The organism is Arthrobacter sp. YAF34 (assembly GCF_052113245.1).
GTDB lineage: Bacteria > Actinomycetota > Actinomycetes > Actinomycetales > Micrococcaceae > Arthrobacter.
In genome coordinates this window covers 140,885-160,736 of sequence record NZ_JBFRCV010000008.1, presented here as the reverse complement: position 1 = coordinate 160,736, position 19,852 = coordinate 140,885, and the positions used below count along the sequence as shown (strand labels likewise).

General features: G+C 68.4%; 13 protein-coding genes. 7 read left to right on the top strand and 6 right to left on the bottom strand.

Annotated features, from left to right (window positions below):
- Positions 1–91: 91 nt before the first annotated feature.
- The 4 genes from AB4Y72_RS11790 to AB4Y72_RS11775 all read right to left on the bottom strand — a co-directional run bounded on the left by AB4Y72_RS11790 (position 92) and on the right by AB4Y72_RS11775 (position 3,668).
- Positions 92–829 carry an amino acid ABC transporter ATP-binding protein gene (locus AB4Y72_RS11790; RefSeq protein ID WP_441426340.1) on the bottom strand — a complete coding sequence of 246 codons (738 nt, stop codon included), beginning with the start codon at positions 827–829 and terminating at the stop codon, positions 92–94.
- Positions 826–1,590: an amino acid ABC transporter permease gene (locus tag AB4Y72_RS11785; RefSeq protein WP_441426339.1), complete on the bottom strand. Its 765-nt coding sequence runs from the start codon at positions 1,588–1,590 to the stop codon at positions 826–828. Before AB4Y72_RS11785 ends, AB4Y72_RS11790 begins: the two co-directional genes overlap by 4 nt.
- Before the next feature lie 3 nt (positions 1,591–1,593).
- Complete coding sequence (locus AB4Y72_RS11780) at positions 1,594–2,529, bottom strand: ABC transporter substrate-binding protein (protein ID WP_441426414.1); 936 nt, start codon at positions 2,527–2,529, stop codon at positions 1,594–1,596.
- 428 nt (positions 2,530–2,957) lie between these two features.
- Entirely contained in the window at positions 2,958–3,668 is a 711-nt protein-coding gene (locus AB4Y72_RS11775) for a 3'-5' exonuclease (protein ID WP_441426338.1), read from the bottom strand.
- A gap of 97 nt (positions 3,669–3,765) precedes the next feature.
- Between AB4Y72_RS11775 and AB4Y72_RS11770 the strand changes: the two genes are divergently transcribed.
- From AB4Y72_RS11770 to AB4Y72_RS11760, 3 genes are all read left to right on the top strand, one after another.
- Positions 3,766–4,182, top strand: coding sequence for an MGMT family protein (locus AB4Y72_RS11770; protein WP_441426337.1), 417 nt, complete (start codon positions 3,766–3,768; stop codon positions 4,180–4,182).
- 92 nt (positions 4,183–4,274) lie between these two features.
- Positions 4,275–7,535 carry an ATP-dependent helicase gene (locus AB4Y72_RS11765; RefSeq protein WP_441426413.1) on the top strand — a complete coding sequence of 1,087 codons (3,261 nt, stop codon included), beginning with the start codon at positions 4,275–4,277 and terminating at the stop codon, positions 7,533–7,535.
- On the top strand, positions 7,532–11,086 hold the full coding sequence (locus tag AB4Y72_RS11760) for an ATP-dependent helicase (protein WP_441426336.1): 3,555 nt from the start codon (positions 7,532–7,534) through the stop codon (positions 11,084–11,086). Before AB4Y72_RS11765 ends, AB4Y72_RS11760 begins: the two co-directional genes overlap by 4 nt.
- Before the next feature lie 30 nt (positions 11,087–11,116).
- On the opposite strand, the gene AB4Y72_RS11755 is transcribed toward AB4Y72_RS11760, so the two are convergent.
- A complete protein-coding gene (locus AB4Y72_RS11755; protein WP_441426335.1) occupies positions 11,117–12,538 on the bottom strand; it encodes a phosphotransferase in 1,422 nt (473 codons plus the stop codon).
- 304 nt (positions 12,539–12,842) lie between these two features.
- Between AB4Y72_RS11755 and nudC the strand changes: the two genes are divergently transcribed.
- The 3 genes from nudC (at position 12,843) to AB4Y72_RS11740 (ending at position 16,773) form a co-directional block, all read left to right on the top strand.
- Positions 12,843–13,847 carry an NAD(+) diphosphatase gene (gene nudC / locus AB4Y72_RS11750; RefSeq protein WP_441426334.1) on the top strand — a complete coding sequence of 335 codons (1,005 nt, stop codon included), beginning with the start codon at positions 12,843–12,845 and terminating at the stop codon, positions 13,845–13,847.
- Positions 13,848–14,002: 155 nt separating this feature from the next.
- The gene (locus AB4Y72_RS11745; protein WP_441426412.1) at positions 14,003–16,105 is read left to right on the top strand and encodes an ATP-dependent DNA helicase UvrD2; all 2,103 of its coding nucleotides are present in this window, start codon (positions 14,003–14,005) and stop codon (positions 16,103–16,105) included.
- Between the two features lie 29 nt (positions 16,106–16,134).
- Positions 16,135–16,773 (top strand): M48 metallopeptidase family protein, encoded by a 639-nt coding sequence (locus AB4Y72_RS11740; RefSeq protein ID WP_441426411.1) that lies wholly within the window; start codon positions 16,135–16,137, stop codon positions 16,771–16,773.
- A gap of 44 nt (positions 16,774–16,817) precedes the next feature.
- Here the strand turns inward: AB4Y72_RS11740 and AB4Y72_RS11735 are convergent, their stop codons facing one another.
- Positions 16,818–18,332: a zinc-dependent metalloprotease gene (locus AB4Y72_RS11735; RefSeq protein ID WP_441426333.1), complete on the bottom strand. Its 1,515-nt coding sequence runs from the start codon at positions 18,330–18,332 to the stop codon at positions 16,818–16,820.
- A gap of 281 nt (positions 18,333–18,613) precedes the next feature.
- Between AB4Y72_RS11735 and AB4Y72_RS11730 the strand changes: the two genes are divergently transcribed.
- The gene (locus AB4Y72_RS11730; RefSeq protein WP_441426332.1) at positions 18,614–19,762 is read left to right on the top strand and encodes a YlbL family protein; all 1,149 of its coding nucleotides are present in this window, start codon (positions 18,614–18,616) and stop codon (positions 19,760–19,762) included.
- The last annotated feature ends 90 nt before the right edge of the window (positions 19,763–19,852 follow it).

Sequence of the window (19,852 nt, the reverse complement as noted above, 5' to 3'; positions counted from 1 at the left end):
GCGGCGGGTGCCATCAGTCGGTTAAGCCGGCATTGCAGCCGGTGAGCTAGAGAACGCTGAACTAAAGAACGGTGAACTAGAGAACGGTGGACTAAAGAACGTCGGAGAGGAAGCTCTGGAGGCGTTCGGTCCGCGGACTCGTGAAGATCTGTTCCGGCTTGCCGGACTCCACGACGACGCCGCCGTCCATGAACGTGACCGTGTCCGAGACGTTCCGGGAGAAGCCCATCTCGTGGGTCACCACCACCATGGTCATGCCGCCCTTGGCGAGGTCGGCCATCAGCGCCAGCACACCCTTGACGAGCTCCGGGTCGAGGGCGGAGGTGGCCTCGTCGAAGAACATCACCTCCGGTTTCATGGCCAGGGCGCGGGCAATGGCGACGCGCTGCTGCTGGCCGCCCGAGAGGTTGGCGGGACGCGCGTCGGCCTTGTGCTTGAGGCCCACCAGGTCGAGCTGCTCGAGGGCCTCGGCCCGGGCCTGCTCGGCCGGCAGCTTGCGCAGCTTCCGCAGCGCGAGCGAGACGTTGTCCACGACCGTCTTGTGCGGGAACAGGTTGAACTGCTGGAACACCATGCCGATCCGCTGGCGCAGCTCGTCCGGGTTGTCCTTCAGGACCGAGCGGCCATCTAGCAGGATGTCGCCCTGGTCCGGTTCGATCAGGCGGTTCATGACCCGCAGCAGCGTGGACTTGCCCGATCCGGAGGGGCCGATCACCGACGCGGTGGTGCCCTTCTCAACGTGCAGGTCGATGCCGCGGAGGACGTGGTTGGAGCCGAAGGACAGGTGCAGGTTCTTGCCGGTCAGCGAGCCGGAGGCGAATTCGCTCATGGCTGTGCTCCCTTCCCGATCAGGGCCGCCGCGTCGTCCGGCTGCTGTTTCTCCGGACGGCCCGTGCGCAGGCGCTTGTCGATGTAGTTGACCAGGTGGGTCAGCGGAACGGTCAGGATGAGGTACATGAACGCCGCGGCAACCAGCGGCGAAAGATTCCCCGTGATGGCGGCGGCGTCGTTACCGATCCGGAAGATCTCACGCTGACTGGCGATCAGGCCCAGCAGGTAGATCAGGGACGAGTCCTTGATCAGCGAGATGAACTGGTTGACCAGGGCCGGGAGCACCCGCCGGATGCCCTGCGGAATGACCACGAGGCGCATGGACGAGCCATAGCTGAAGCCCAGCGCACGGGAGGCCTCTAACTGGCCCTTTTCCACGCTCTGGATGCCTGAGCGGAAGATCTCGCCGATGTAGGCCGCCGCCATGAGGGTCAGGGCGAAGATGGCGAGCGGGAACGGGTTCGTGGATCCGGTCGTTATCCGGACCACGGGTCCGAGCCCGAGGCCGATCAGGAGAATGACCACAATCGCCGGGACGCCGCGGAACACGTCCGTGTAGATCCGGGAGAGCCACCGCAGCGCGGTGATGCGGGACGTGCCCATGACGGCCAGGACCATGCCCAGGATGCACCCGAGCACGCCCGAGGAAACCGCCAGGATCAGGGTGTTGGGCAGGCCGAACCGAATCATGTTCGGTAGGACGGCCGCCATCGCCTCCCAGTCAAAGAAGGTCTTGACGAGTTGATCGAGTGCATCCATGGACTAGGACTTCGGAACGGTGACGGCCTTGGAGCCCGGGGACCACGTCGCCGGGGTCTTGCGGTCCGGGTACCATTCCTTGGTCAGCTTGGACCAGGTGCCGTCGGCAATGACGGCGTCGAGTCCGGAGTTCAGCGCATCAATGAGAGGCTGGTTTTCCTTGTTCACGGCGTACGCGGTGAAGTTCTGGGTGTTCACCACCGACTCGGCGATGACCGTGCCGTCGCCTTCCTTAACCTGGCCGGTGGCCTGCTGGGACGGTGCGACCCAGGCATCAACCTGTCCACTCTTCAAGTTGGCGTAGGCGGTGTTGTAGTCCTCGAAGCGGACGGGCTCGATCCCGAGGGTGTTGGTGACGTAGTCATCCTGCACCGTGCCCTGGACCACGGCGATGCGGGTGTCCTTGGTCAGGTCCTTGAACCCCTTGATCTTGGAGTCTTTCTTGGCCACCACTGCCATGTAGCCGAAGTCGTAACCATTGGTGAAGCCCACGGTCTTGCGGCGGGCGTCGGTGGTGGAAATCGAAGACGAACCGAGGTCGAACTGCTTGTTCTGGACCTGGGCGAGCAGCGACGCGAAGCCGGTCGCCTTGAACTCCACCTTGAGGCCCAGCTTGTCCGCGATGGCGCGCAGGAGCTCGTTGTCGTAGCCGGTGAACTTGCCGTTCTTGTCGATGTAGATGTTCGGCGGGGCGTCCGAGAGCGTGCCCACGGTGAGTGTTCCATCGCTGATGAGGCCGAGCTTGGACTTGTCGATCTTATCCAGGGGCGTGACGTCCTTGGTCGTGTATTTGTCCAGGGATTTCTGGTCGCTGCCCTGGAGGGCATCCGTCGAGGACGCCGTTGACTGCGCCGACCCGCCGCCGCACGCCGCAAGGGAAACGGCCACGGCCACGGCCACAGGAACGGTTGTCAGCCACTTCAAGGCTTTGCTTTTCATCACGCAATCACTTTCGTCCGAATTCAGTGGTTCGCGGGGAGACCCGTCGGGTTCCCGGCTGCCGGCTTGGGCGCCGGGCGGGGCAAAACGCCGCGAAAGATAATTGTGTCATCCGACGCGGACGCCCATTGAATCCGAATTAATCGGCGGAAATATGCGTGGGTGGTGCACGATCTTCAGGATCGTTGCGGATTGACTGCGGTCCGGGTCGCAGCCGCAGGGTGCAGCGGAATCATCGGCGGGGGAGTTTGCGGCGGCCCCACGCGCCGGACGGTGTGAGTTGCGTCGCAACCGCTGGAATTCCGCGCAGCCGGGGACTAGTCCCGCCTTTTCTGCGGACTTTTGCCGGCGAACGTTGCGTTTTAAGAAGTTCGGTTTTAAGAAGTTGCCGGGTTCAGACATCGAGGCGGTCCAAACCTCCGGGACGACTAGAAGTCGCCGCGGCTGGCGTCTTCCGGGGGCAGTACCGGCCAGTCGCCTTCGATGACGGCGGCCGGCTTCGTCTTGCGCAGATAGCTCTGGAAGTCCGCGGCCTGGGCGGAGGCCCATTCAACCTGGAGCTGGTGCAGGTTGCTCGCCGGCATCCTGAGCTTGGGGAACTTCCCGGCCATGGCATCGAGCATGCGCAGGGTCGCCAAGGCGTCGGCGGCTGAGGTGTGGGCGTTGTCCAGGCTGACGCCGTATTCCTCACACAGGGCCGTGAGGGTGCGTTTGCCCTTGCGGTACCGGTCCACCTGCTTGTTCATGATGTACGGGTCCAGGACAGGGAACCGGGTCAACTGCGGGACGCCGTAGCGCGCCGACTCGGCCGCGAGCACAGTGAAGTCGTAGCTGGCGTTGAAGGCGATGACGGGCACGCCGTCGTCGAACAGGTCCTGCAGCACTGCGGCGAGTTCGCGTGTCACTTCGGCGGCGGGCCGGCCTTCGCGGCGGGCCTGCTCGGTGGTGATGCCGTGGATGTCGCTGGCCTCGGTGGGAATCTCAACGCCCGGGTCGGCGAGCCACTCGTGCTCGTGGATCACTCCGCCGTCGGAATCCACCACGGTGACTGACGCCGTGACGATCCGCGCCGACCGGGAGTTCCGGCCCGTGGTTTCGAGGTCGAAGGCTGCGCGGGGGAGGCTGTTCCAGGTGCTCATGCGTCAACGCTACCTGCTGCCTCCGACAGTTCTTGACCGCCGTCCGCGCGCGCCGCCCGCGCCCCGTGCCGGAGCCCGGAACGGCTAGGCTGGACCGATGCGAACGGAGTATGTGGAGGCGGTGCTGGAGCTCGTGGCGTTGATCCCGCCCGGTGCCGCAGTGGCCTACGGCGACGTTGCGGAGCTCCTCGGTTCCGGCGGCCCCCGTCAGGTCGGTTCGGTCATGAGCCACCACGGCAGCAGCGTGCCGTGGTGGCGCGTCCTAAAGTCCAGCGGGGACGCGCCTCCCGGCCTCGAGAACGAGGCCTTGGCACTCTACGTCCAGGAGGGGACGCCACTGCGGGGCAGTTACGCCGACTTCCTCCGGACCGGCGAGGGCCGCTGGCGCGTTGACCTGGCCGCGGGCCGGTGGGCGCCCACCGACGCAGACTTCGACCGGATAGACGCCATCGCCGAGCGACTCGAGCGGGAGTCGCATAAATTGTCGGTGCCGGATGATGAAATGACCGTGTGAGTATCTCCAGCCAGCAGTTGCACCAGCAGTTGAGCCAGCAGTTAAACCAGCAGTTAAAACAACCCGGGGCAGGTCCGGCAACGGGCGCGGGGCTGCGCCTGCTGCCGCCCCGGACCCAGCACAGCGCGGTCCCGGTGCTGTCGCCGGACCAGCTCTTCGCCGTGGAGGTCCCGTCCGGTTCCGGCCCCGTCCTAGTGGCGGGCGCACCCGGCACAGGCAAGTCGACGGTCCTCGTCGAAGCCGCCGTCCGCCGCACCCAGCGGGACGGCCTTGACCCGGAGCGGATGCTCATCCTGGCTCCCGGACGGCTCGCCGCCGATACGCTTCGTGATCGCTTCACGGCCCGCCTGGACCGAAGCTTGAGCACGACGCCGGCCCGCACCTGGGCGTCCTACGCTTTCGACCTGATCCGCCGCGCCAAGGCTGACGGCATCCTGCCGCTGCCGCGCCAGCCGAAGCTGCTCTCCGGCCCGGAACAGGACCTGATCATCAAGGAACTGCTCGAAGGGCACGGGCTGCCAGGACTCGAGCTGCCGTGGCCTGAGGACCTGGGCGCTGCCCTGCAGACCCGCGGCTTCCGGCAGGAAGTGCGCCAGCTCTTTGACCGGATCATCGAATCCGGCCGGACGGCCGAGGACCTCGCCAGCCTGGCCCGGCAGTGCAACCGGCCCGACTGGATTCCGGCGGCGGCACTCTACTCCGAGTACCGCGACGTCCTGGACCTGCGCATGCCCGAGGCCTTCGACCCCGCGGGCATCATCACCGCCGCGCGGCAGATCTTCCAGGACGCCCCGGATTTCCTCGCGGCCGAACGCGACCGCCTTCAGCTGATTCTCGTGGACGACATCCAGGAGGCGAACCCCGCGGTCTTTGAACTGCTCGCTGACATTGCAGCCGGAAAGGACGCCATCATCACCGCCTCGCCGGACACGGTAGTCCAGGGCTTCCGCGGAGCACGTCCGGACCTCGTGGCGGAGCTTCCCCGGCTTCTGGGCACCGGCGAGGAGATCCTGGAACGTCCGCTCTGGATCGCGCATCGGCACGCCCCGGCCGTGGCGGAGTCGTGGCTGTCGGTGGCCGGGCGCATCTCCCGCCGCTCCGGCGGGCAGTCCGCGCGCCGGCTCGAGCAGCCCGAACCGGACCCCACACCCGCGGGAACCGTCGAGGCGCACCTGCTGCCCTCCCCGGTCCACGAACTGCGGTATGTGGCGCAGCGGATCCTCGAAGCGCAGCTGAACGACGCCCGGGAACTCGGGGACATCGCCGTGATCGTGCGCAACGGCGGCCAACTCAGCCAGCTGCAACGGTACCTGGCCGGCCAGGGAATCCCGGTGCGGATTCCCGTCGCCGAATCCGCGGTCCGGGACGAGGTCGCGGTGCGTCCGTTGCTGGATGCCTATGCCGTGGCCCTGAACCCTGAGGTGCTCACACCCGAGTCCGCCGTTTCCCTGCTGACGTCCCGGATCGGCGGCGCCACGGCGATTGAATTGCGGAGGCTGCGGCAATCCCTCCGGCGCGAGGAACTCTTGGGCGGCGGCGGACGCACCAGCGACGCCCTCCTGGTCGAGGCACTCCTGGAGCCCGGCGAACTGGCAACCCTGGGCATCGAGGGCCACTCGGCGCGGCGGATCGCCCGGATGATCCGGGCCGGGCGGGACGCCGCCGAGGCCCCCGGGGCCAACGCCGAGACGGTGCTGTGGGCACTCTGGCATTCCACCGGCCTGGCTGCCCGCTGGACCGAGGCCGCCCTGGCCGGAGGATCCGCCGGAGCCCGCGCCGACCGCGACCTGGATGCCATGATGGCGCTGTTCCATACCGCCGAACGCTTCGTCGACCAGCTGCCCGGCTCCGGTCCGGAGCAGTTCCTGGAATACCTGCTGAGCCAGGAGCTCCCGATGGACACCCTGGCCGCCAGGGCGCAGCTGGAAGACGCCGTGGAACTCATGACCCCCGCCAGTGCCGCGGGACGGGAGTGGCCGGTGGTGATCGTGCCAGGGCTGCAGGAAGGCGTGTGGCCCAACACCCGGCTGCGCGGCGAGCTGCTCGGCAGCACCCTGTTCGCCGACGCCGTCGAACATGGCGTGGACTATGCCCTGCAGCTGGATCCGCTCAGCCGCTTACGCGAAATCCGCTATGACGAACTCCGGAGCTTTTCCACCGCGGTGTCCCGCGCCCGCGAGGTGCTGATCTGCACGGCAGTGTCCTCGGAAGACGAGCAACCGTCCTCGTTCCTGGATTATGTGGCGCCGCTGCGCCCGGGGCAGGACCGGCGCGGCTTCACCCCGGTCGAGCGTCCGCTGACCCTCCGGGCACTGGTCGCGGAGCTTCGCCAGTACGCCCAACACGACCCCAGAACTGCCGAGTCGGCCGAAGCCGCGACTGTGCTGGGGGTGCTGGCCACGGCGCAGCCGCCGGTGCCGGGCGCGCACCCGGCGAGCTGGTGGGGACTGGCCGGATTATCTTCGGACGAACCCGTTGTTCCCCCGGGCGGAACCGTTTTCGTGTCGCCCTCAAAGGTCGAAACCGTGCAGAAATCGCCGCTGGACTGGTTCGTCCAGGCCGCGGGCGGAGAAGCAGCGACGGATTTTGCCCGCAGCCTGGGAACCTTGGTCCACGCCATCGCGCAGGACCTCCCTGACGCCGCGGGAAGCGAATACGTCGCGGAACTCGTCCGGCGCTGGCCCACGCTGGGCATGAAAGACAACTGGGAAGGCAAGCTGGACTTCCAGCGTGCCGAGTCCATGGTCCGCAAGCTCGCCCAGTACGTCCTCCTCATGCGCAGCGAGGGCCGGAGCCTGGTCGGCGTCGAACAGGACTTCGAGGTGAAGCTGCCCGACATACCTGCGGAGGACGCTGCCGGGTCCGCCGGATCCGCCGGCTCCGAGCCCGGCGACAGCGGGAGCATTGGTCCAGCGCGGCCCGCCGTGCTCCGCGGCCAGGTCGACAGGCTGGAGATCGACGCCGAAGGCCGGCTCGTGATCGTGGACCTGAAGACCGGGAAACGCCAGCCCGGGAAAGCGGACCTGGAACGCCATCCGCAGCTCGGCGCCTACCAGGCCGCCGTGCTGGCCGGGGGATTCCCGGGTCCCGACGACGGTCCGCCGCCGCTGCCGGGCGGCGCGGTCCTCGCCCAGCTCGGCACCACCACCAAGAGCCCCGGCATCCAAGCCCAAGCCCCGCTGGACCCGCAGGACAACTGGGCGCTGGAGATGGTCGGCGACGCCGCCAAAGTGATGTCCGGCAGTACCTTCCAGGCTCGCCATGATCCGTCCAAGGGAGGCCACGGCGGCCACGGCTGCCGGCTGCCCGAAGTGTGCCCGCTGTGCGTGCGGGGAAAGCAGGTTACCGAATGACCCCCGAGGCGCCGGAATCCGGCCACGCCGACCCGCAGCCGGCTCCGGCCGCCGGTGCGCTGCCCGAGCCGCGCTTCAGCCCCGAGGAGCTGTCCGAGATGCTGGGGGAGAAGAACCGGCCCACGCCCGAGCAGTCCCTGATCATTTCCTCGCCCCTCACACCGCGGCTCGTCATCGCAGGGGCGGGCTCGGGGAAGACCGCCACCATGGCGGACCGGGTGGTGTGGCTCGTGGCCAACGGGTGGGTCCGGCCGGAGGAAGTGCTCGGCGTCACCTTCACCCGCAAGGCCGCCGGCGAACTCGCTTCCCGGATCAGGGCCAAGCTGGCCGCGCTGCAGCGCATCGCGGCGGCCGACACCGGGAACACGGTCTTCCCGGCCGGGCTGCTGAGCGCGGATGCGCTGGAACCGAAGGTCTCCACCTACCACTCGTACGCGAGCGGCATTGTGTCTGACTATGGCCTCCGCCTCGGCGTCGAACGCGACGTCGTGCTGCTCGGCGGCGCCCAGTCGTTTCAGCTCGCCAGCGAGGTCGTGGAGGCCTTTGACGGCGACTACGAACACTTCCGGTCCGCCAAATCGACACTCGTCAAGGCCGTGATCCAACTGGCCGGGGAATGCGCGGAGCACCTGCAGGACCCCGCCCAGGTACGTGGCTGGCTGCTGGAACGAGTCAACGCGTTCGAGTCGCTTCCCTACATGGCCGAGGCCAAGAAGAACCCCACCCAGGCCGCCGGCGAGCTCAGCGCCATGCTGCGAACCCGGGCCAGCGTCGCGGACATGGTGGGCCGCTATTCGGCGGCGAAGCGCGCCCGCGGTGCCCTGGACTTCGGCGACCTCGTCGCCCTGGCGGCGCGGGTGGCCAACGAGATTCCGGTCGCCGCCCAAACCGAGCGCCAACGCTACAAGGTGGTGCTGCTCGATGAGTTCCAGGACACCTCGCACGCCCAGCTGGTGTTGTTCTCCCGGCTCTTCGGCGACGGCCATGCCGTCACCGCGGTGGGGGACCCGAACCAGTCCATCTACGGCTTCCGGGGAGCATCCGCCGGACAGCTCTTCCACTTCGTCCGCGAATTCCCGGTCCGGGTCAGCGGGGAGGGCACGAGCGCGGGCGAACATGCGGGTGGCGACGCTGCCGGCACGGCCCGCTTTGCCGTGGCGCCGACATCGTACCTGACCACCGCGTGGCGCAACGGACGCAACATCCTCGCCACCGCCAACCTCATCTCGGCCCCGTTAAGCAAGGCGGCGGCGGCCCTCGGGGCCGCCGGTGCCCGGGAAACGGCCGACGCCGTCGAGGTCCCGCCCCTGCAGCCCAGCCCGGCCGCCGTCCAGGGCAGGGTCGTGATGGGACGGTTCGCCACGGACGAAGCCGAGGCCGCGGCCATCGCCGGGGACGTGCTGAAGTTCCGGGTGACGGACTTCGACGCCGCGCAGGCGGACCCGGTGCCTCCGGCCATGGCCGTCCTTTGCCGCCGTCGGGCCCAGATGGAATGCATCCGCCGTGAGTTCGAGCTCCGGGGCATTCCGTATGAGATCGTCGGGCTCGGCGGGCTGCTGGATACCCCCGAAATCATCGACCTGGTCGCCACCCTCCGGGTCCTGGCCGATCCCGGCCGCTCTGACTCCCTCATGCGCCTGCTAGCCGGGGCCCGGTGGCGGATCGGCCCCGCAGACCTGATGGCACTGAGGGACTGGTCCAGTTTCCTTGCCCGCCGCCGCGGCCGTCCCGGCAGCCCGGACGCTGCCGACGACGGTCCGGAGGCAGGCGATGAGGCCGTCATCGAGGGGGACATCACGGACTCCGCCAGCCTGGTGGAAGCCCTGGACTGGTTGCCCCGCGACGGGTGGACCTCGGCGCATGGCCGCAGGCTCAGCCCCGAGGCCCGCGGCCGCCTGCAACGGCTCTCGGACGAACTCCGGCAGTTGCGCAGCTACATGGGGGATGACCTCACCACCTTGCTCGGCGAGGTCGAACGGGCCATGCTCCTGGATATTGAAGTAGCGGCCCGGCCCGGGGTCAGCATCCACCAGGCACGCCGGAACCTCGACGCCTTTCAGGACGCCGCCGCCGGGTTCCTGCACACCGCCCAGCGGGTGGACGTTTTGGCGTTCCTCGCCTGGCTCGAAGCCGCGGCGGCCGAGGAGAACGGTCTCGATGCCGCGGCGCCGGAAGTGAACCACGAGGCCGTCCAGCTCCTGACAGTTCATGCGTCCAAGGGGTTGGAGTGGGATGTGGTGTTCGTTCCCGGGCTCAACTCCGGGGCCTTCCCCAGCAGTCGGGACTCGCGGTGGAGCAGCGGAAGTGCGGCTTTGCCGTGGCCGCTGCGCGGCGACCGCGCCGACCTGCCCCAATGGGACCTGGACCAGCCGGACCAGAAGGGCTGGCTCGACGCCGAGAAGGAGTTCAAGTCCGCCGTCCAGACACACGGTGAAGCAGAGGAACGGCGCCTGGCCTATGTGGCCTACACGCGGGCCAAACATGTGCTCTGGATGTCAAGTGCCGCCTGGGTGGGATCCCGCGCCGGGTTGGCCGAGATGTCGCCTTTCCTTGCGGAGCTCGAGGGGCTCACCGCAGACGGTGCCGCCGAAATCCACCCCCTGTCCGTCACCGAGGATGCGCTGCCGGCGGAAAGCCCCCTGACGTCCGAACTCGAAGTCGCCGCGTGGCCCTACGATCCGCTCGAGGGGCCCTATGACCCCCGGACCGGCAAACGGCTGAGGCTTGTCCCGGGCCGCCGGGCGGCGATGGAATCAGCCGCGGCCCGGGTCCTGCAGGCGATGGATGTCGATCCGGAGCGGGGCTCGGCCCTCAGCGCTGCCGGCGGGAACGACAACCGGGTGCCCCTCCTGCGCGGGCCCGCGGCCGGATGGGCGCAGGAGGCGGCCACCCTCTTGGAACGCCGCTCCCGGCGTTCAGTGGTCCAAGACGTGCATCTGCCCGGCCATATCTCGGCGTCCACCCTCGTGGACCTTGACGACGACGCGGGTTCCGTCGTGGCCCGCCTGCGCCGGCCGGTCCCGCGCGAACCCGGCATGTCGGCCCGCAAGGGCACGGCCTTCCACGCGTGGGTGGAAGAATACTTCGGCGCTGCCGGCATGCTGGATCTGGGCGAGGCAGCCGGTGCCGACGACCACATCGACGAGGCCTACGGCCTGGATTCCATGGTGGAAACGTTCCGCCAGTCCGAGTGGGCGCACCGTGCCCCGGCCCATGTCGAGGTCCCGGTGGAGACGAGAATCGGCGACGTCGTGGTCCGGGGCCGGATCGACGCCGTCTTCCGGGATGCCGACGGCGGCTGGGACCTCGTGGACTGGAAAACCGGGCGCCGCCCCTCGGCCGCCCAGCTGAAGGTCAAGGCCGTGCAGCTCGCCGTCTACCGCCTGGCCTGGGCCCGGCTCAAAGCGGTCCCGCTGGAGGACGTCCGGGCAGCGTTCTACTATGTGGCCGACAACCAGGTGGTCCGTCCGCATGACCTCGGCTCGGCGGAGAAACTCGAAGGGATTGTGGCCGCGGCGCTGGGGAGGACAACGGAAGCAAGGGGCGCCTGAGGGAGCGCCCGAGGAATCCCGTCCGCGGCCCTAGCGGGACGTGGCGTCCACCACGGGGATGGCGGTGGTTGCCGTGTTGTCGCCCGATTTTGGCTGGCTGGCTGAATCCTGCGGCACGATGGAAATTGATTGCGTCGAGGTATCGTCGGCAGCGGGAACCGCGGCTCCGGTATCGCTTTGGCCGGAATCGCCGGAATCGCCGGAATCGCCGGAATCGGCGCCGGAGCCGGCGTCGTCCGCTTCGCGTGACCCTGCGCCGGGATCCGGGGCAGGGTCGGTGTCTGCGACAGGCTGCGCGGCGGCCCGCGAGCCGGCGTCCTCCGCTTCCTGGGGGATGGGTGCGATGTGTACAGCGGGCTTGGCACCGATCTCCGCGGCGGCGCCGGGTGCCGGTTCCAAGGGCAGCAGTGTGACTTTGCTGCCCGCGGTGGGCGCGCCGGAACCGGCCTTGGCTGGTTCTGCACCGGGCTCAGGTGCGGGGACCGTCTTGGGCAGCGGTTCCACCTTCGGCAGCGGTTCCACACTGATGGGCTGGCCGCCGTGTTCCGCGACGTCCTCGGCCAACGTGGCGAGCATGGATTCTGCCTCGTCGATCATGTCCTGGTTGCCGGCGGCCATGCCCTTGACAAGGTACTGGGCCAGGGCGAACTCGGCGGACAGTGCTGCCCGTCGCAGCAGGTGGACGTCGGGTACGTCGCGCCGGCTGGAGGTGTAGTGGTCCAGGACCGCGTTCACAAAGTCTTGTTCGTTCGAGGCGACCAGCCACGCCATGTCGTCGGCCGGGTCGCCAATGCGGAGGTCGGTCCAGCCCGTCACGGCGGTCACGCGGTCGCCGTCCACCAGCAGGTTGTCCTCATGGAGGTCGCCGTGAACCACGCAGGGATTGAAACGCCAGAGGGAAACGTCTTCCATGGCGTGCTCCCAGCGCAGCAGCAGCAGCGGCGGAATTTTTCCGGTGGTGGCGGCCTGGTCGAGTTCGTTCAGGCGCCGCTGGCGGAATTCGTTAGGAGTGTAGCTGGGCAGATCGGCGTTGCTCACGATGGACCGCGGGAGGTCATGGATAGCCGCCAGCGCGGCCCCGATCTCCCGCGCCAGGGTCGGCGAACCGTTGCTGAGGTCGTCGAGGGAGCGGGTAGCGCCGGCCAGATGGGAGTACACGAAGGTGCTCAGCTGGCCTTGCCGGACGGTTCCCGCCACGGTGGGCATGAGGAACGGCAGCTCGGCCCGGATACCGGGAGCGAACGCCCGCAACACCAGGAATTCGGTTTCGAGCCGGGCGCTGGCCTCGGCATGCCGGGGGGAGCGGACGCGCCATCGCTTGCCCTCTGAATCCAGCAGGAGCGCCGCATCGAAGTCTGCCGGATCGTCAGGCGCGGAACTGACGGCGGTCGGGGTCAGGCCGGGTACCGCCGCAGTTGCTACAGCTGCCAGTTCGATTGGTTTCCTTCTCACCCTTCCACGGTAGATTGAGCGGCGCCCAAGACGGCGATGCACTCCGGCGAGTCTTGAGATCGGGGCCAAATCAGAGCTAAACCTGCGCTGAATTCGGGACAGAGGACCCGTTCCGCGCTTGCCGCAGTACGCGCGGCCGCGCGGACGGCAAATGTCAATTGTCTGCCCGAGTCAGTACGGTGGGGGTATGAGTCTTGCGGAGTCACCGGCATCTTCAACGGCATCGTCTTCACCGGCATCGTCTTCAACAGCATCAGGGCAGACGCCCTCTGAACCGTCGTCGCCCGACGGTGCGGTGCCTCCGGTGCAGCAGCTGCCGGCAAACCACCTGATGGAGACGGTTCTTCCGGTGCGCCCGGCCCTGGTCGACCGCGGATCGGCGGCCCGGCTGAAACCCGGAATGCTGGCGGAACTGGTCGGATCAGGCTCGGCACGCGCCGTCGTGCTCTCCGGCCGGCAGGCGCTGGTCAGCGGGAACAGCCTCGTACTCCTGGACGCGGCCGAGCTCGCCGGGCATCTGGCGAAGACCCCGTACGCTCCGGAGCACGTGATCTATCTGGGCTCAGCCCTGGCTGGTTCGGACCTCGACGCCGGCACCGAGCTCGTCCTCTTCGTTCTGCCGGCGCAGTTCGAAGTCAGGGCCGAGGAGTTTGAAGCCCACGTGGCCGGCATCCCCGGCGACGCGCAGTGGGCCGGCTTCCGTGAGGTGGCCGCCCGCCTGAACGCGACGGACACGGCGTTGTTCATCGAGGCCAGCGCGATCGCCAACTGGCATGCCACCCACACCCACTGCCCGCGTTGCGGTGCCCCCACGCAGCCGGAAGCCGGCGGCTGGGTGCGCCGGTGCCCGGCCGACAACTCCGAGCACTATCCGCGGACGGATCCGGCCATCATCGTGACCGTGGTGGGTCCCGACGGGCGGCTGCTGCTCGGCGGCGGCGGTCCGCTCGACGCCCGTAACTATTCAACCCTCGCCGGCTTCGTCGAACCGGGGGAGTCACTCGAACAGGCCGTGCAGCGCGAAATCGCCGAGGAGGTCGGGGTCCGCGTTACCGCCTCCCAGTACCTCGGCTCGCAGTCCTGGCCGTTCCCCGCCTCGCTGATGCTCGGCTTCACGGCCACCACCGCGGACACCGAAGCCCGGCCCGACGGCGTCGAAGTCACCCGGGCGCGCTGGTTCAGCCGGAGCGAACTGCAGGAGGCGGTCCTCAGCGGCGAGATCGTCATTTCCAGCAGACTCTCCATCGCCCGGTCCCTCATCGAACACTGGTACGGCGGCGTCATTCAGGACGCCGCAGACAGCGCCTGACACACCGGCCTGTCCCCATCCGCAGGACACCGACTACCGACTGAGCAGCAAAAGTGACTACAGAGAAACTAAACTTCAGCACGCTTCCCGCCGCCGAGCCCGCCGGGCCCGCGGACGCCACCACCGAGGCCGGTCCCGAACCGGACACCCGCTCCCTGGAGGAACGGATCCTCGGCGGCCTCGATGCCGAGCAGCGCGAGGTCGCCAGCACCCTGCAGGGGCCCATGTGCGTGCTTGCCGGCGCCGGGACTGGGAAGACCCGCGCCATCACGCACCGGATCGCCTACGGCGTGCACTCCGGGGTCTACAGCCCGCAGCGGCTCCTGGCCGTCACCTTCACAGCCCGGGCTGCCGCCGAGATGCGCAGCCGGCTCCGTGACCTCGGTGTCGGCAACGTCCAGGCCCGCACCTTCCACGCTGCGGCGCTGCGCCAGCTGCAGTTCTTCTGGCCGCAGGCGGTCGGCGGCACGCTCCCCAACCTGCTGGACCACAAGGCGCAGATGATTGCCGAGGCCGCGCGGCGGCTCCGCCTCAGCACGGACCGGGCGTCCATCCGGGACCTCGCCTCCGAAATCGAGTGGGCCAAGGTCTCCATGCTGACTCCGGCGAACTATCTGGAAAACGCCCAGGGCCGCGGCAATCCGGGCGGATTCGACCTGACAGCCGTGGCTCGGGTCTTCCAGTCCTATGAGGACGTCAAGACGGACCGCAACGTCATCGACTTCGAGGACGTGCTGCTGATCACCGTCGGCATCCTGCAGGAGGACCCGAAGGTGGCCGCGACCGTCCGGGAGCAGTACCGCCACTTCGTCGTCGACGAGTACCAGGACGTCTCCCCGCTGCAGCAGCGGCTCCTGGAGCTGTGGCTCGGCGGCCGCGACGACCTCTGCGTCGTGGGCGACGCCAGCCAGACGATCTATTCCTTCACGGGTGCCTCGCCGAAGCACCTGCTCGGCTTCAAGGCCATGTATCCCGAGGCCCATGTGGTCAAGCTGATTCGGGACTACCGGTCCACCCCGCAGGTGGTCAAGCTCGCCAACGACCTCCTCGCCGGCCGGCGCAGCGGGGGCCCCGCGGCGGACGCCGCCTGGGCCACGCCCCTGCAGCTCGTGGCGCAGCGGCCAGCGGGCCCCGTGCCGCAGTTCACCGAATGCTCCGACGACGAGGCCGAGGCCGCCACGGTCGCCGCCCGGATCCGCGAACTGCTCGACGCCGGCACACCGGCCAGCCAGGTCGCCGTACTCTTCCGCACCAACGGCCAGTCCGAAGCCTACGAGCAGGCGCTTGCCTCGGCGGGGATCGGGTATCAGCTGCGCGGCGGTGAGCGGTTTTTCGCCCGGAAGGAAGTCCGGGACGCCATCCTGCAGCTCCGGGCCGCCACCCGGGCTGTAGCCGAAACCGCCTCTCCCGAGCCGCTTGGGCAGCTGGTGCGCGACATCGTGGCCTCCCTGGGCTACACCGACGCGGCGCCGCACAGCGGCGGGGCACTGCGGGAACGGTGGGAATCGCTAGCCGCCCTCGTGGCCCTCGCCGACGAACTCGTTGTCAGCCGGGGGGAGCAGTTCAGCCTCTCCGACTTCGTCAACGAACTCCAGGAACGCTCCCTTGCCCAGCATGCACCCACCGTCCAGGGCGTCACGCTGGCGTCGCTGCACGCCGCCAAGGGCCTGGAGTGGGACGCGGTGTTCCTGGTGGGGCTCAGCGAGGGGCTCATGCCGATCTCGTTCGCGGACAGCCCCGAATCGGTGGACGAGGAACGCCGGCTCCTCTACGTGGGCATCACCCGTGCCCGCGAACACTTGTTCCTGTCCTGGTCCACCGCCAGGACACCGGGCGGGCGGGCCAACCGCAAGCCTTCACGCTTCCTGGACGGCCTGCGCCCCGACTCGGTGGCCAGCTCGCAGCTTCGCGGCAAGGGCGCGGCGCCGCGCCGGAAGGCTGCCGTCCCGGCGTCGTGCCGGGTCTGCGGCAGCATGCTCTCCAGCGGCGCGGAACGCAAAGTGGGACGCTGCAACCAGTGCCCGCCCAGCTACGAGGAACAGACGTTCGAGGCACTGCGGCAATGGCGGAAGGACGTCGCCCTCGAGGCCGACGTGCCGGCGTTTGTCGTGTTCACCGATGCCACACTGACCGCCATCGCCGAGGCCCGCCCCGACTCGCTCGAACAGCTGGCCAAACTCGCCGGCGTGGGTCCGTCCAAGCTGGAGAAGTACGGCGAGGCCGTCCTGACCGTCCTGGCCGAAAGCACGGTCCAGTGATGCCCGGTCCAGTGATGCCCGGTGCAAAGATGCCCGGAACCGGGAAGGACCCTGCCGCGGGCACACCGCTGACCACCGCCGACGGCGCCCCGGTGGTGGTGCGCCGGTCCGCTCGTCGGCGCCGGACCGTCGCCGCATTCTGGGAAGATGGCACCGCCGTGGTCGCCATCCCCGCCTCGTTCAGCCGGGCCCAGGAACGCGAATGGGTCCACCGCATGCTGGAAAAACTCCGGCTGCAAGGTGCCCGAGGTGCGCGCGGTTCCGGCCGGCGGCGGCCCCGCTCTGACGCCGATCTCGCCGCCCACGCCGCCGAACTCTCAGCGAAGTATCTGGGCGGCAGGGCGGTGCCGTCTTCGGTCCGCTGGGTCACCAACCAGAATTCGCGCTGGGGTTCGGCGACTCCGTCGGAGGGAACCATCCGGCTCTCGGTGAAGCTGCAGCCCATGCCTCAGTGGGTCATCGACTATGTGTTGCTCCACGAACTCGCTCACCTCCTGGTCGCCGGGCACGACGCCGCGTTCTGGCGGCTGCTGGCGGCGTACCCCGAGACGGAGCGGGCCAAGGCGTTTCTTGAAGGGGTATCGTTCGCGACGTCACGCGGCCTGGCGCCCGGTGGCGGATACGACGATGCCCCGGACGGAACCGAAGTCCCGGCCGGGGCACACTAGCGTTCAACGGGCCGGGGCGCGCTGCGGCGACCCGGCCCGGCCCTCTAGGCTTTGGGGTCGCTGCCCTCCTCGGGCTTGCCCTCGTCGGTCCCGTCCTCCTGACGGCCGACGTCGGGTCCGCCGTCCTGGCGGTCGGCGTCGTCGTGGGCAGACGGTTGCTGGTCGGCTCCGGGGTTCTCCGCCCCGGTGTCCTCCGCCCCGGCGTCCGCGGGCTCGTCGAAGCCGCCGCTGAGGAGCTTCTGCAAAGCGTCATCCACCTCGCTGTCGCTGGCTTCGGCAAGCTTTCGGCGTTCGCTGAAGCCCTGGGGATCGTCCAGGTCCTCGGCCGTGGGCAGCAAATCCGGGTGCTGCCAGACGGCATCACGGCCCTCGATCCCGCGTTCAACCTTGAGTGAGGCCCAGAGTGTGGCGGCCTCGCGGAGCCGGCGCGGCCGCAGTTCGAGCCCCACCAGCGAGGAGAACGCGTGTTCCGCGGGACCCCCGGTCGCCCGGCGCCGCCGGACGGTCTCGCGCAACGCAGAGGCCGAGGGCAGGAGCTTCTCGGTGGCGCCCCAGGTCAATTCGTCCACCCAGCCTTCCACCAGGGCGAGGGCCGTCTCCAGTTTCTCGAGGGCCTGTTCCTGGGCAGGCGTGCGTTGCGGCATGAAGACACCCTGTGAGAGCGCCTCCTGGATGCCCTCGGGGTTGCTCGGATCGATCTCGCGGGCGAGTTCTTCGATCTTGGACGTGTCGATGTGGATACCGCGGGCGTAGGCCTCGATCGCGCTGAGGAGATGTCCGCGCAGCCAGGGGACCTGGACGAAAAGACGGGCGTGGGCCGCCTCGCGCACGGCGAGGAACAGGCGGATGTCATTTTCCGGCAGGCTGAGGCCCTCACCGAATTTCGCCACGTTGGCCGGCAGAAGCGCCATTTCAAGGTCTGCCAGCGGAACGCCGATGTCCGTTGAACTGACCACTTCGGCCGAGAGCGCACCGATCGCCTGGCCGAGCTGCATGCCGAAGATCGCCCCGCCCATGTTCTGGATCATGGAGGACGCGCCGCCCATCATCGCCTTCATTTCCTCGGGCATCTGCTCGGTCATGGCGGCGGAAAGCGCATTGGCAATGCTGTTGGCCACAGGCTCGGTCAACCGCTTCCACGTGCCCAGGGTTTCCTCGACCCATTCGGCACGGGACCAGGCCCGGCCGATCAGTCCTGTCGCCGGGAGTCCCGTGACCTGGTCAAGCCAGAGTTCGGCCAGCCGCAGGGCTTCGTCGACCTCGCGCGACTGCTGGGCGGTGACCGACGGGTCGGATCCGCTGGCCGCGACCCGCCGGGCGTTCTCATGCGCCAGTTGCCAATTGACGGGCCCCTCCGTGGGGGCACTCATCATCGCCTGTACCTGCGAGAACATCTGGGCCAGCAGGTTCGGATCGTCCGGGAGGCCGGCCGCCTTCGCGAGTTCGGCCGGGTCGATATTGCCCATGCCCGTCCCGCCCATCAGGTTCTTGAGCATTTCGGCCAGGGGATCCTTGGGTTCCTCATCGCCATTGGACGGATTGAGTGGGTTGGAGGTCATGATCCCGCCGATCGTCGGTGTGGCTGTTTCTCAACTTCACGGTACCCCCCGGCGAGAGCGGCTGTCTGCCGAAACCACGCCACGTTCGCTGTAGGCAAAGAACGGTCCGGGGCAGCAAGGGCGTAGTGTTGGAAGTTGGAATATTTGCATGCGGCAGCCGGGTTAGGCTGCGGCCCAGGTGCGTGGTCCCGGCGTCCTTTCAGGATGTCTTGGCAGGCTTGTCCTTGCAGGGAATCCTGTCAGGGGCCGCTGCCCCCGCGCCGGCACGGAGAGGTCGTTCAATGACAGTCACCCAAGGTGAACAGCCCGCCAGCGACCCAGCGCCCGGCCCGGTCCGGGGTAGGGGGAAGCGAACAGCAGGCACCGGCGTTCCCGGGAAGCGCGGCAACCGGTCCTCGGCCATGCTGGTCTCGGGGCTGCTCGCCCTGGCCCTCGGTATCGCCGCGGTGAGCCTGCCGGTACCCTATGTGGTCGAATCTCCCGGCCCTACCTTCAACACCATTGGCCAGGACAACGGCAAGCCGGTCATCAGCGTGACCGGCCATGAGACTTTTCCGGCCAAGGGCAACCTGGACCTCACCACGGTCTATGTCGACGGCGGTCCCAACGGTCCCGTCAACGTGTTTGAGGCCCTTTCCGCGTGGCTCAACGGGACCAAGGCCGTCTACCCCCAGGAGTTGCTGTTCCCCACCGGCGTGACGAAAGAACAGTCGCAGCAGGAGAGCGCCACAGCCATGACCACCTCGCAGGAGAACGCCGTCGCCGCGGCACTGAAAGAACTGAATATTCCGTTCGGCCAGAGAATGCAGGTGGCCGGCCTGCCGGATGACTCCGCGTCGAAGGGCCTTCTGCAAACAGGCGACATCCTGGTTTCCATCAACGGCAAGCCCATCACTGCCCTCGGCGTCGTTCAGGCGGACCTGGCCGCCGGCAAGGGAAAGCAGGTCAAGGTCGTTGTGGAACGCGCCGGCAAGCAGGCGCAGGTCACCGTCACTCCGGCGAAGAACAGCGCGGGCCGCTACATCCTTGGCGTCTTGCTGCAGTACAAGTTCACCTTCCCGTTTGACGTGAAGATCTCCCTCGACAAGGTGGGCGGCCCCAGTGCCGGCATGATGTTCGCCCTTGGCATCATCGACACCGTCACGCCGGGGGACCTCACCGGCGGCAAACACATCGCCGGGACCGGAACGATTACCCCGGACGGCGCCGTGGGACCCATCGGCGGGATCGCCCAGAAGATGCAGGGGGCGAGGTCCGGCGGGGCCACGCTCTTCCTGGCACCGGCGGCCAATTGCGACGACGTCGTGGGCCACGTTCCTGGCGGCCTGCAGGTGGTCAAGGTGGAGAACCTGACCGAGGCGCGAAAAGCCGTTGAACTGGCCGCGTCAGGTGGCGACACATCCGGTCTCCCTGTCTGCACCGGCAGCTAGACTGACCGCGGAACTAAGCGCCGGCCTCACTCGTGGCACTTATGACGGCCGCCGCCGTCTCTTCGGGAGCCTGCCGTGGGACCCTGACGG